13 protein-coding genes are annotated in these 12989 nt (G+C 36.9%); 11 read left to right on the forward strand and 2 right to left on the reverse strand.

All coding sequences use genetic code 11. From position 1 onward, the window contains the following. The 6 genes from Q0X66_RS15180 to Q0X66_RS15205 form a co-directional block, all read left to right on the forward strand. A partial coding sequence (locus Q0X66_RS15180) for a DUF502 domain-containing protein (RefSeq protein ID WP_297707839.1) occupies window positions 1-378 on the forward strand: 378 nt, incomplete at its 5' end. A gap of 198 nt (window positions 379-576) precedes the next feature. Continuing rightward, the gene (locus tag Q0X66_RS15185; protein WP_297707841.1) at window positions 577-1359 is read left to right on the forward strand and encodes a DUF4239 domain-containing protein; all 783 of its coding nucleotides are present in this window, start codon (window positions 577-579) and stop codon (window positions 1357-1359) included. Between the two features lie 402 nt (window positions 1360-1761). Further along, on the forward strand, window positions 1762-2643 hold the full coding sequence (locus tag Q0X66_RS15190) for a J domain-containing protein (RefSeq protein ID WP_297707843.1): 882 nt from the start codon (window positions 1762-1764) through the stop codon (window positions 2641-2643). A 2-nt stretch (window positions 2644-2645) separates the two neighbouring features. Further along, entirely contained in the window at window positions 2646-2945 is a 300-nt protein-coding gene (locus tag Q0X66_RS15195) for a chaperone modulator CbpM (RefSeq protein WP_297707845.1), read from the forward strand. Window positions 2946-3008: 63 nt separating this feature from the next. Then, complete coding sequence (locus Q0X66_RS15200) at window positions 3009-3941, forward strand: mechanosensitive ion channel domain-containing protein (protein WP_297707847.1); 933 nt, start codon at window positions 3009-3011, stop codon at window positions 3939-3941. Next, entirely contained in the window at window positions 3931-5523 is a 1593-nt protein-coding gene (locus tag Q0X66_RS15205; RefSeq protein ID WP_297707849.1) for a serine hydrolase, read from the forward strand. The genes Q0X66_RS15200 and Q0X66_RS15205 overlap by 11 nt, the downstream gene beginning before the upstream one ends. Window positions 5524-5584: 61 nt before the next feature. On the opposite strand, the gene Q0X66_RS15210 is transcribed toward Q0X66_RS15205, so the two are convergent. Together Q0X66_RS15210 and Q0X66_RS15215 are read right to left on the reverse strand one after the other, a co-directional pair. Beyond that, window positions 5585-6157, reverse strand: coding sequence for a hypothetical protein (locus tag Q0X66_RS15210; protein WP_297707850.1), 573 nt, complete (start codon window positions 6155-6157; stop codon window positions 5585-5587). Window positions 6158-6305: 148 nt separating this feature from the next. Then, complete coding sequence (locus Q0X66_RS15215) at window positions 6306-6854, reverse strand: hypothetical protein (RefSeq protein ID WP_297707853.1); 549 nt, start codon at window positions 6852-6854, stop codon at window positions 6306-6308. Window positions 6855-7182: 328 nt separating this feature from the next. Between Q0X66_RS15215 and Q0X66_RS15220 the strand changes: the two genes are divergently transcribed. The 5 genes from Q0X66_RS15220 to Q0X66_RS15240 all read left to right on the forward strand — a co-directional run. Continuing rightward, the gene (locus Q0X66_RS15220; RefSeq protein ID WP_297707855.1) at window positions 7183-7350 is read left to right on the forward strand and encodes a hypothetical protein; all 168 of its coding nucleotides are present in this window, start codon (window positions 7183-7185) and stop codon (window positions 7348-7350) included. A 54-nt stretch (window positions 7351-7404) separates the two neighbouring features. After that, on the forward strand, window positions 7405-9573 hold the full coding sequence (locus Q0X66_RS15225; RefSeq protein WP_297707863.1) for a patatin-like phospholipase family protein: 2169 nt from the start codon (window positions 7405-7407) through the stop codon (window positions 9571-9573). Window positions 9574-10012: 439 nt separating this feature from the next. Then, on the forward strand, window positions 10013-10927 hold the full coding sequence (locus tag Q0X66_RS15230; RefSeq protein ID WP_297707857.1) for an App1 family protein: 915 nt from the start codon (window positions 10013-10015) through the stop codon (window positions 10925-10927). A 16-nt stretch (window positions 10928-10943) separates the two neighbouring features. Then, a complete protein-coding gene (locus Q0X66_RS15235) occupies window positions 10944-11840 on the forward strand; it encodes a diacylglycerol kinase family protein (RefSeq protein WP_297707859.1) in 897 nt (298 codons plus the stop codon). 175 nt (window positions 11841-12015) lie between these two features. Continuing rightward, window positions 12016-12989 (forward strand): Gfo/Idh/MocA family oxidoreductase (locus tag Q0X66_RS15240; RefSeq protein WP_297707861.1); only part of this gene is annotated, 974 nt, incomplete at its 3' end.

Here is a 12989-nt window from a genome sequence, read left to right on the forward strand (position 1 = left end):
GCCAAAACAAAAAAAGCCAACGAATTAAAGAAATGGATTGAAGCAAAAGTGCTGTCTAAAATCCCGGGCTATACCCTTTTAAAAGGAATGACCGAATCTGCAGTAGGCATGGAATCAGAGGATCTTAAAGATGTCGTTCTTGTAGATATTGAAGAGGTCTGGCAAATAGGGTTCTTAATGGATGAAATAGATGATGAACTAAGTTCCGTTTATATCCCCGGTGCCCCAAACCCGATGTCTGGTGATGTTTTTTTTGTTAAAAAGGAACGCCTTAAGAAATTAGATTTACCCCAATTTAGTGCCATGAAAATTTATAAAAAGCTGGGGTTAGATGCCGGGAAGATCCTTAAAGATAAGATTAATAAAACATCGTTTTGACTGAAACATATACGGGAAGAATTAAATACCTTATCACTAATAATTTGGTGTAGGTCGGTCTACAATTTTTATAAATACAATGTTAACTTTTATTTCTATTTTAGATCAACTTTACCTTCGGTGATATTATCTCTGAATTTATAAGAAGAATCCGGCAGTAAGTATGACTTTGACGCTAAATAACCCAGAAGATAAAATATGACCACCTCCATTTTTGATTCCTTATCCATTCCTGTTGTTTACTTAGGTCTTTGTATTTTGTTAATGATAGGTTTTGAAATTGGTTATCAAATTAGCAGGCATTCCAAGGTATTTAAGGAAGAGGTAGAACCCGCTACCCTTACCCCTATGATTGGGGGACTAATTGGAGTATGGGGGTTTCTGCTGGCTTTTACTTTTTCAATTGCGACAGGACATTTTAACCAGCGCAAGCAACACGTCCTTGAAGAAGCCAACGAAATTGGAACTGCTTACCTTAGGGCAGATCTCATTGATACTATTTATCAAAAAGAGGTAAAGCCATTGTTGAGGGAATATGTAGACACTCGCCTAAGGGCCGTGAGTAGTCTTAATATTAACAATGAACTCATAAAATCTGTTGAGCTCCATGACCTTTTATGGCGCGAAGTATCCGCGGCGGCTTTAGCTAAACCCAATACCAATACGTCAATGATGATACTATCGATCAATAACATTATTGACCTGCATGAAAAACGAGTTACGGCAGGGTTACGCAACCGGATTCCCATGAGCATATGGATAACAATTATTGCCATTTCATTTATGACCATGATAACAATTGGAATAAAGGCAGGATTTACCAAACCCAGGGGTTTGATTGCTGTAGTGCCTATGATATTGGCATTTGCTGCCCTTACTACACTTATTGTAGATCTTAACCGCCCTCAAAAGGGATTATTTAAGGTTGGGCAACAATCAATGATTTCCGTTCAGAAAAGTATGCAGGCGGATGCAAAATAATCCACACCCCAGCAAATCGAAAAATTGGTATCCCAATTGAATTGATCTTAAAAGAATTAATTCAGATATAGGATTAAAAGTTCCGGTGCCATATTGCGTTTATTGTCCTTACCGGATTGTAAATATGGTTACATAAAGCCAATACTAATAACTCACCTGAATCTGGCAATTGCACATATTTATTAACCAATTTTTTGCTGGTTTTACGATGTATTTTTTACTAAATTTATATAAGCTGCATATCCTAAATTATTTTAATATAGCGGTTTTGCGAAAGGGCATAACGGTTAGGGAAATCTGCTCATTTGCTTAAATAAATTCCGGTTTATCAGGACAATAATAGATTACATTTTATAAAACAGGAATTGATATCCTTTTAGAAAATATAATAGCTTAAACTGCATGACCTATATAGATTATTACAAAGTCTTAGGAATAAATAAAAAAGCTTCGGAAAATGATATAAAAAAGGCCTATAGGAAGATGGCCAGAAAATATCATCCAGATCTGAATCCAAATGACAAAGAGGCTGAACGAAAATTCAAAGAAATAAATGAAGCCAATGAGGTATTAAGCAACCCGGAAAATCGCAAAAAGTATGACAAGTACGGGAAAGATTGGAAGCATGCGGAAGAATTCGAAAAAGCACAACAGCAACAGCAATATCAAAGAAGTCGCAGCAGCCATGGCCAGTATTCGGGAGAAGACTTTTCAGATTTCTTTAGCTCCATGTTTGGTGGGGGTTCTGCAGGAGGTCGGGGTAGAAATGTACAATTCAGAGGACAGGACTATAATGCGGAATTACAGCTGGAATTAAAAGATGTCTATCGGACCCATAAACGCACACTTACTGTTAATGGCAAAAATATTAGATTGACCATTCCGGCTGGGGTCAAGAACGGGCAGGTTATCAAAATTAAAGGTTACGGCGGAGAAGGAATAAGAGGTGGCCCCAAGGGAGATTTACATATTAAATTTTCTATCCTTAATCACTCCAGGTTTAAACGTGATAAGGACAATTTATACACCACTGTGGAACTGGATTTGTATAAAGCCCTGTTAGGAGGTGAAGTCGTTATAGATACCTTCGATGGAAAAGTAAAACTGAAAATAAAACCCGAGACCAAAAACCTGACCCAGGTAAAATTAAAAGGGAAAGGCTTTCCCGTGTATAAAAAAGAAGGTAAATATGGTGATTTGTACATAACCTATCAAATCAAATTACCCACCAATCTTTCGGCTAAGGAAAAGCAACTATTTGAGGAATTGGCAAAACTAAGATAGCTATGAAAATAAAAGAATATATTCCAATTGGTGAGCTTTGTAAACACTATAGGGTGGAAATTTCATTTTTTACCAAATTACACGAGGAAGGCTTAGTAAAAATTACAACGCTTGAGCAAACGTCTTATCTTCATCAGGATACAATAGGAGATGTTGAAAAATTTATTCGGCTCCATCAGGAATTAAATATTAATACGGAGGGCATAGATGCTGTTTGCAATTTGCTGCAAAAAATAGATAATTTAGAAAATGAACTGAATAAACTGCATAACAGGTTGCGTTTGTACGAAAGTGATTTTTGAGAATGTATTAATTCTGCTAGAATATTACGATTAAATGGGCTATAATAAAGCAATTTTAAAATTATGAAATCTTTGGAGCTTGTTAAACAATGGCTGGAAGCTCATCCTTCTTCTGCAATATTTATGAAATATATTGCTTTGGTTCTATTGGTAATTGCGTTTATTCAATTCCTGAGAAGATTTATTCGTAAAAATTTACCAAACACCAAGGTCAAATATAAGTCTCAAAAAGGGATAGAAGTAATTGGTTATTTGATCCTGATAATTTTAACACTCTCCTATTTTACCGGAAATATTAAGGACTTTACATTGGCTATAGGTCTTTTATCAGCAGGGGTTGCAATTACGCTCCAGGAGTTAATTTTAAGCATTGCGGGGTCTTTGTACATCTTCTTTGTAAAAGTATACAAACCCGGCGATAGGATAGAGATAAATGGAATTAAAGGTGATGTCATTGATATAGACAGTATTTATACCACCATGATGGAAATTGGGGAATGGGTTAGCAGTGACAATTACAGCGGAAGAATAATTAAATTGAGTAATGCTTTTGTTTTTAAAGGCCCCATCTATAATTATTCAATGGACTTCCCTTTTATTTGGGATGAGTTTAATTTACCCATAAGATATGGGTCAGATATTGAGTTAGCAAAAGAACTTGTAATAAAAGTGGCAACTGAAAATTTGTCTGAATATGTGGCAAATTCCGTCGCCAAATGGAAGGATGTGGTTGATCGATATTATATCGAAGATGCCAAGGTTGAACCTACCCTGGCCATAAGCATGACCGACAATTGGGTTGAGTTTAACCTTAGGTACATTGTCGATTACAAAAAAAGGAGGGTTACAAAACATATTTTAAATGAATTGATTGGTAAAGAATTTGAAAAAACCAACGGTAAAGTTGTTTTGGCTTCCTCCACTTTTGAAATAGTGCGAATTCCAATGGTAAATATTAACGAAAAAGATATAACGCCTACAGAAAATGACAATTAGAAAACAGCATTACATCCTCTTTTTTTTACTTTCACTCCTAATTTCTTGCAACTCCCCGCAAACAGCAGAGCAAAAGGTTGAAACTCCTACCAGGCTCGTCTCAAAAACCTATCGAGCCCCAATTTTCTCAATCGACAATCGTTTAGACAAAATAAAAAGTATTGCTCCACAGATCCATGAAATGATAGAAGCGCATGCCCTGGAGCGAAAAATACCAGGGGTGGCCTATGGAATTGTTGTGGATAATAAGCTGGAGGTAAGCGCAGCCACAGGATTACTAAACATAAACGAGGAAATACCGGCTACTACCAAATCCGCATTTCGTATTGCCTCCATGAGCAAAAGTTTTACGGCTATGGCAATTATTAAATTAAGGGATGAAGGGAAGTTATCCCTTAATGATCCTGTCGAACAGTATATCCCGGAAATGGCAGGTCTGGAATATCTCACAGCCGACGCTCCTGTAATAGATATTGAAAACCTGATGACGATGACAGCAGGATTTCCTGAAGACAACCCCTGGGGCGACCGCCAGTTAGATGAATCTGATGAAATGCTGACAGATCTTCTAATGGAAGGTGTTTCGTTTTCAAACCCTCCCTCCTATAAATTTGAATACAGCAATACAGGCTATGCGCTATTAGGAAATATTATTAGTCGTGTTTCCGGGATGCCCTACCAACAATATATTAATGAGAACATCTTACACCCCCTTGGCATGAAGCAAACCTATTGGGAATTCGATAAAATTCCAAAGGAGCAATTGGCCATAGGATATCGATGGGAAGATGATCAATGGACATTGGAACCCATGCTTCATGACGGATCTTACGGTGCCATGGGAGGATTAATAACTTCTATAGAAGACTTTAGTAAGTATGTTAGTTTTCACCTTTCTGCATGGCCGCCAAGGAGTGACGAGGATAGGGGCCCTGTAAAACGAAGTTCGATTAGGGAAATGCATACACCTCAATACTCCGGATTGAACGCTGAAGCCACAGATTTTAATGGGGATCCGTGCCCATCCGTTTCAGGATATGGTTACGGTTTAGGAATCCATACCAATTGCAAAGGCCTAACATTAGTAAGACACGGTGGAGCCTTACCTGGTTTTGGTAGTAATTATGTGTTCTATCCTGCCTACGGTATTGGGATTATGGCTTTTGGGAATCTCACCTATACAAGCCCATGGCCGCTTAAGAAAATTGAAAAATTACTATTTGAAACGCTGGAACTGACTCCTCGCAAGCTTCCTGTATCAAATATTCTAATGGAAAGGCAGCAGCAGGTTAACCAGCTCATTCAAACATGGAATCCTGATTTAGAGAGAGAACTCATAGCCGAAAATTTTTATCTTGATAAATCCCGTGAACACAGAATGGCCGAAGTAAAGGAAATTTTTGAAGAGGCCGGTGCAGTAATTAGTACAGATGAGATTCATCCGTATAATCAGCTCCGCGGCAGCTATTACATTGAAGCAGAGAATGGAGTCATTCAAGTTTATTTTACCTTAACCCCTGAAAAAGAGGCAAAACTGCAGCAACTTTACTTATCATTTGAATCAAAAGAAATTCAAAAATAAGTAAAGAGCGTATTACCGCTCTTTACTTTATTAGAATAATTTGGAGAGTGCATTAATCGACTTAATGAACCACCTCTTCCAGGCCTATTTGAATATTTCGCTTCACCAAAAATTCTTCTATAACTTTTTCAAGGCTTGGTTCTCCAATGGATTGTAGGTTATAAAAAACCCGGGTACTTGGTTTTCTAATATTGATAACCCTGCTTAAATCAATAGGCGTACCAATGACGATGGCATCGCAATCACAGCTATTAATAGTAACTTCTAAATCCCTAAGTTGGTCATCACCGTAACCCATTGCAGGTAATAACTTTCCAATTTCCGGATAAGTCTCAAAGGTATCCTTTAATTGTCCTACGAGGTATGGCCTGGGATCTACAATTTCAGAAGCTCCAAATTTTTCCGCAGCCAATGTGCCGGCTCCAAGTTTCATGCCCCCGTGTGTTAATGTTGGTCCATCTTCGACAACCAGTACTTTTTTGTTTCTTATAACCGAAGGATCCGCTACACTTATCGGTGAAGCCGCATCTATGACAGTAGCAGCAGGAACTACCTGAGCAATAACTTTTCGAAGTTTATCAATGTCTTTAGGCTCTGCACTGTCTATCTTATTTATAATCACGGCATCCGCCATCTTTAAGGTTACTTCTCCTGGATAGTATTCTGTTCCATGTCCTGCTCTGTGAGGATCGGTAACAGCAATATGTAAATCAGGTACATAGAATGGAAAATCGTTGTTTCCACCATCCCATACAATAATGTCACAACCATCCGGATCATTTTCAGCAGCCTCTTTTTAAGTCATCAAGGTTTGCATAACGTTGCACCCTTTGTGCCTCAAGATCTCCATAGGGCATTGGGTGCCGGATGGCGACAACTTTGAGTCCATTTTCAATAAGAATTTCAATTATGCGCCTTGCGGTCTGACTTTTGCCACACCCGGTTCTTGTAGCACCAACACTAATCATGGGCTTCGTACTTTTAATTGAGGTTTCCTTTCTACCTAAGAGGACAAAATTTGCCCCGGCAGTATTGACAAGTGCACTTTTGCTCATAAGATCGTTATAGGAAACATCCGAGTAGGAAAAAACCACATCGTCGATTTTCAAATCCACAATGAGTTCTTTAAGGTCTTTTTCATCATATATTGGAATGCCATCGGGATATAATTTCCCTGCCAGTGAGGCTGGATATTTACGGTTTAAAATATTTGGAATCTGAGCGGCGGTAAAAGCTACCACTTCAAAATTCTCATTGTTCCTGTAAACAGTATTAAAGTTGTGGAAATCACGGCCAGCAGCGCCCATGATCAAAATTCTTTTTTTTATCATGTTGCTCTATTTTTATATTCTATTAATCTTTCTAAAGTATGGTAAGAATTATGTTTAACAAATGATAAAAGTCATATTCAATTCCCATTTATAAAACCTTTATAAACACTGTTTATCTCAAGTAATTGCCCAATAGATTTGACAGATGCCATTTAATGAAGAATAAAATTTTAGTGCTCCTAATAGCCAGAGGCAGTCTTATATTGTATTCATGGAGTTAATTTGATTATCTTAAAAATAATGAGGATTTTTATACCACCCATTTAAAATGGTCTGCCGTAATAATTCTAGCAAAAACATCTTTTCTCAATAAATCTATTTATTTTTCATGAACAGGATTTATTTATTTAAACTGGAAGACCTTGTAGAACACTTAGAGTATAAGGACAGGTTTAATTGGAAAATAGATAGAATTAAGTCGGGTCCGGGAATTGTATTGTATTTGCTTGGCTCACCAAAAGCCTGGTTAATATTTAAAATGTATTATTACCCTTAATTCAAAATTAGCAATGATCAGGAAATACCTCAATACAAGTTTTCTTTTCTTATTATTAGCCTTGGCACCTTTGATCTAGTCATTGGAACCAGCATGGGGAGCGTCGTAGGGGGTTTGTACGCCATGGGTTATTCTGGCGATAGCATTGCAAGTATTGCAAGGAGTGCTAATTGGGATCATCTTTTCAGCGGGAATATTTCTTTATCTAATGTGAGTGTAGAAGAAAAAAGTGAATTTAAGAGATATCTGGCAGAACTGGATTTAAGAGAAGGGAAACCGAAATTAAACTCAGCCTTAATAAATGATCAGAACCTTAGGGAATTTTTATCCATTCTCACTTACCCGGCATACCAAATCAATGATTTTGATAACCTCGCCATACCCTACAGGGCCATTGCGACTGATATAGTAAATGGAAGGGAAATAATAATAGACGGAGGGTCCTTATTAGTAGCTATGAGGGCAAGTATGTCTATCCCAAGTATTTTTAAAGCAATGCCCTATGAAAACACATTATTAGTTGATGGTGGTATATTAAATAATTTTCCTGCGGATGTTGCTAAAGACATGGGTGCAGATATTATAATAGGAAGTGATGTTGGTGGCGGTATGGCACCTAAAGAAAATTTAGATAATATAGGCACTATATTGTTTCAAACCGGGATGTTGGCGAGTAATCTTAAGAATCCTGAGAATCGTGAGTTATGTGATCTCCTCATAGATCATATCCCGAATTTGACCTATTCTACCGGAGATTTTGCAAAAACTAACGAGATATATGAAGAAGGTAAAATCGCGACAATACAAAATATGGATGCCCTGGCAGCACTCGCAGATGAATTAAAGGATTACCCAAAAAAAAGTCATGAACTTCCAGAAATAAATCCTGAATTTGTTTTAGATACCATAATCTACAAGAATATCAGCCGTGAAAACCTGGATCTGGTAAAGGCCCGAACTAACATTGAGCAATATAAAAAATATACTCCCAAAGAATTTATTAAAGGGATGAACAGGGCAATGGGAACCAATTTATTTAATCAAATTACGTACGCCCCAATAATTCTGGATACTAAAGTTGGTGTTGAAATCAACGGTTTGGAAAAGTCCAGGCATCAAGTAAAAGGATCCCTACATTATGATGCTTACCGTGGTGTTGGTGTAATCCTAAATTATACCGGAAGGAACGTTTTAGGAGAATCTTCCAGGCTGTTGTTAACGTTGGATATTGCTGAGCAACCCCATTTAAGGACACAGTACCAGAAAAATTTTGGTAATCAAAAAAAATGGTGGTGGAGATCCGAAATTTATGCAGAACAACTAAGGCAAAAAGTTTATGTAGGCGGCAACGCCACAGATGACATGAAATCCAAATATTTTCTTTATGATAATGAGTTAAATAAAAATTTTAATTCATTTAAGAGTTATGCGGGCTTAGGTATTAACTATAATTACACAGAAATAAAACCAACAGTAGATCCCGATATCGTGGAGAATATTCTATCGCTAAATAATTATTTTTCAAATAATATGGAGATCTATGGGCATTATTTGCGGAATACGCTTAATGATGTATTCTTTCCAACTAAAGGATCTTTCTTCAATGCAAGATTAGGAAGGTCTGTATTAAATGACGTAAATGTTTCCTTCAGTGATAATTCCATTGCTAGTGTGAAGGGAAATACCAATGGATATACAAAACTTAGTGCGGAATTTGAGGACAGGATTATTTTTAAATCTAAAATAACTGGAATAATAGGTGCCTCCTTTGGTTTTATTTTTGAGGATCAGCTGCAATCCAATGATGTCTCTTTTTCAGAATACGGATATGCCGCTAAATACTTTTTGGGTGGAATTATGATAATGCCAAATAAAGATAGCTATTTGTTTCCCGGGCTAAGACAGGATGAATTAAATGTAAACCAATTCATTAAACTTAATCTTGGCATACAATTCAATCCAATAAAAAAAGTATTTATTACACCACATTTTAATATCGCTTCGGTCGGCTATGATGATTTTAATGAATACATAAAGGATGCATTTTCTCCGGATGGAGAATGGCAGGAAGGACTGGAAACAAGCATGCTTTTGTCAGCAGGGGCTACTTTCTCCTATAGATCGCTCCTGGGACCGGTGAATTTTGACTTATCCTGGGTAAATGACATAGAAAAATTAAGGTTAACTTTCGGCGTAGGTTTCACTATAAATCGTTCCAATTAATTGTGGGTTAATTCTTGAGATATTTTTTTGGCATTACCTTTTAGCTTTCTTATTTCTACCTGTCCTTATGTGGTAAATTCAAAGGAGATTTTTTTAAATGAAGGAGGACCAAATGGAGCCGGGGTTTATTTGAAAACCCATTGGGCCCTGCGGGAATGCTCAGGTCGTTAACATCAAGTTTTTTAGGGTTGGCATCATGAAATATAACGGCGCAGATGCCTTAGTCCAGCCCAATACTTGTCGTTAGTGTAACCTTATTTTAAGCAGTCCGGAAGAATTGGAAAGAGCTTGAGGATAAAACAAGAATTCATGTATATTTATACTCAGCATAACTGGAGACCGTTTCAAATTTCTGAATGTCTATGGCTATCGAAAGGATTTGGGTGATCACTATTAAACCTGAAACATAATTTAAATTACTAAGGTAAACTACAAAAAAATGGCTGTTGTCTGGCAATTTGCAATTATAGAATTGGATAAGAAAACACTATTTACCGGTGTTATTTTGGAAGAAATTCCATTTGTATATCAGAAACAAATAAGCAAGTTCCAAAATTTACAGAAATTAATCCGGTCCTATTTCATTCAGCGTGCTATTAACCAAAAAATAACTATAAGGATTGGAGAAGAAAAAGTGCAGACCCAAACTGACAAATATGGTAGCTTTTTTGTTGCTATTGATAATTTCCAACAAAACCCGGTGTCCATAACTTTAAGCGATGATTTCCCCTTGGAAATCATTCAAAAATATCCCATAAAATTCAAAAACACTTCTGGTACTTTTGATGTAATCTCCGATATAGATGACACCATTATAGTTTCATACAGTGCCAACTTTTATAAGAGGATAAAAACACTACTGACAAATTCACCCAAAGATCGAAGCGTGGTTAGATTTTCTTCAAAACTTTTTGAGGTCTTTTGTAAAAAAAACGCCCGTATATTTTACATTTCTAAAAGTGAAAGTAACCTATTTAATATGCTCACAACTTTTATAGAGCACAATAATCTTCCGAAAGGATCACTCATACTAACCCCTTATCTCAAATTTCATGAATTGTTTTTATCAAAAAAAGGAAAAGATTTTAAAGTAAATTATATTCGTTTTATTTTAGAAAACTCAGAAAATAAAAAATTTGTACTTATTGGTGATGACTCACAAAAAGATCTGGAAGTCTATACGATAATAGCCGAAGAATACCCAATTAGAATTCTAAAAATATTCATCAGACAAACCAATAAAATAAGGCCCAAAAGTCACGGGGCTTTCTGGAAAAAGCTTCAGGCTATGGAAATACCAACTAAGTATTTCAAGAGCATGGATGATGTGGGTGAAGAAATAAACTTGTTTTAATTAAATTAAATCACAAATGAAAATATTACTTGTTGTCAATCCAATATCAGGAGGTGTAGACAAAGAACCCTTTTTACGTAAATCTGAAACACTTTTAAATAAGTATGGGATAGATCATAAGGTTTTTAAGACTACAGGGGTAAATGATGAACATGAATTGAAAATTATTTTGGATGAATATCAACCGGACCGCGTTGCATCGGTAGGGGGAGATGGAACCACACTTTTTACAGCAATTGCACTACTGGGAACAGATTACCCTATGGGTATTATCCCACAGGGTTCCGCAAATGGTATGGCTATAGAATTATTTGTAAATCCCGATCCGATTGAAGCCCTGAAAGACCTAATTATGTCTGACACAATCAGGGGGTTAGATTTGTTGCTTGTCAATGATCAGTATTATACTACCCATCTTGGTGATGTTGGGATAAATGCAAATATTGTTGACGCATATTCTAAAGATAAAAATAGAGGCATGATCACCTATGCCAGGTATTTCCTTGAAGAACTAGATAAACTAAAATACTTTAATATAACAGTTAAGGCCAACGGGGAAACTACCAGGGCTAATGGCCTTATGGTGAGTATCTGCAATTCAAGAAAATATGGAACTGGCGTTCCTCTTAACGCTGTGGGGAATCCGATGGACGGTAAATTTGAAATTGTTATTGTCGAAAAGGTAGATACTATTTCATTAATAAAAGCAGGCTTGGCAAAGTTCGATGAAGAATATCTAAAAAGTCAGTATAGCCAACTTATAGTCACAAAAAATGCAGAGATTGAATTTGAGGAACCCAGGCTTCTTCAGCTCGATGGCGAAGTTATTGGCATGTTTGACAAAATAGATGTTAAAATTTTAACCGGTGCAATTAAGTTAATAACCCACCATGATAATTTAAACATCAAATAGTTAACAATTCAGATACCTCGATAAAGAATCATACATATTTCAGAATAAGGTCCCAATTGATCTTTTACTTTCTTCTGGCAGGTAAGCTTTTGCCTCAAATAAGATTGATTAATTGTAGCTCGTCTTTTTAAATAAAAAATGGTAATTTCCTTACTCAGATTCAACACCTGAGGAAATGAAAAACATAAACAGAAGAAATTTTATTAAGAAGACATCCTTATCGGCAGCATGTCTCGCTGCGGCAACTACTTTACCGTTTACTGGTCACGGACAAGATTATCGTGAAATAAGTGCCATGTATATGGGCGGATTTGCCGCTCCGAAGTTAGAGACCGTTAGAATTGCGGTAATTGGAGTTGGTGCCAGAGGACCGGCTCATTTACAGTTTGCCGCCTCACTGCCAGGTACAGAAATTGTGGCCATATGCGATTTGTATGAAGATCTTGCTAATAAATGGGCTGCCGTGGTTACTGAAATGGGCAACGGTCAAAGACATCAAAATATTGCTACCTATTACGGGGACGCAGATAAATGGAAATTGATGCTTGAAGAAGTGCGACCCGATATGGTTTTTATTGCAACAAACTGGGCCAATCATGCCCCCATGGCCATTGAAGTCATGAATAAAGGCGCCCATGCCTTTGTTGAAGTCCCCTTGGCTATTAGCATTGAAGAACTCTGGAAGATTGTAGACACATCAGAAAAGACGAGAAAGCACTGTATGATGATGGAAAATGTCAATTATGGACGTGACGAGTTGTTATTCTTAAATATGTGCAGACAAGGAGTTATTGGTGAACCATTGTATAGCGAGGCAGCTTATATTCATGATTTAAGGACACAGATGAATGAGGTTGAGCGCGGAACAGGTTCATGGCGTACTTACCATTATGCCAAAAGAAACGGCAACCTCTACCCTACTCATGGCTTGGGTCCGGTTGCACAATACATGAATCTGGGTCGTACAGAAGATACCTTTAAAAGTCTCGTATCCTATTCCACTCCCGCAAGGGGTCGTGCTCTTTATGCCAAAGAAAATTTTCCTCAGGACCATAAATGGAATCAATTAGATTTCAAAGGAGGTGATATGAATACCTCGATAATAAAGACAAGTCTCGGACGAACAATTATGGTACAATGGGATGAAAC

This window comes from uncultured Eudoraea sp., assembly GCF_947260015.1.
In the GTDB taxonomy this organism is placed as follows: domain Bacteria; phylum Bacteroidota; class Bacteroidia; order Flavobacteriales; family Flavobacteriaceae; genus Eudoraea.

Excerpts from the sequence above, each read along its gene's own strand:
- Q0X66_RS15230 (WP_297707857.1), top strand. The coding sequence starts at position 10,013 with ATGGCTGTTGTCTGGCAATTTGCAATTATAGAATTGGATAAGAAAACA.
- Q0X66_RS15235 (WP_297707859.1), top strand. The coding sequence starts at position 10,944 with ATGAAAATATTACTTGTTGTCAATCCAATATCAGGAGGTGTAGACAAA.
- Q0X66_RS15205 (WP_297707849.1), top strand. The coding sequence starts at position 3,931 with ATGACAATTAGAAAACAGCATTACATCCTCTTTTTTTTACTTTCACTC.
- Q0X66_RS15200 (WP_297707847.1), top strand. The coding sequence starts at position 3,009 with ATGAAATCTTTGGAGCTTGTTAAACAATGGCTGGAAGCTCATCCTTCT.
- Q0X66_RS15195 (WP_297707845.1), top strand. The coding sequence starts at position 2,646 with ATGAAAATAAAAGAATATATTCCAATTGGTGAGCTTTGTAAACACTAT.
- Q0X66_RS15190 (WP_297707843.1), top strand. The coding sequence starts at position 1,762 with ATGACCTATATAGATTATTACAAAGTCTTAGGAATAAATAAAAAAGCT.
- Q0X66_RS15210 (WP_297707850.1), bottom strand. The coding sequence starts at position 6,157 with ATGGCGGATGCCGTGATTATAAATAAGATAGACAGTGCAGAGCCTAAA.
- Q0X66_RS15185 (WP_297707841.1), top strand. The coding sequence starts at position 577 with ATGACCACCTCCATTTTTGATTCCTTATCCATTCCTGTTGTTTACTTA.
- Q0X66_RS15215 (WP_297707853.1), bottom strand. The coding sequence starts at position 6,854 with ATGATAAAAAAAAGAATTTTGATCATGGGCGCTGCTGGCCGTGATTTC.
- Q0X66_RS15220 (WP_297707855.1), top strand. The coding sequence starts at position 7,183 with ATGAACAGGATTTATTTATTTAAACTGGAAGACCTTGTAGAACACTTA.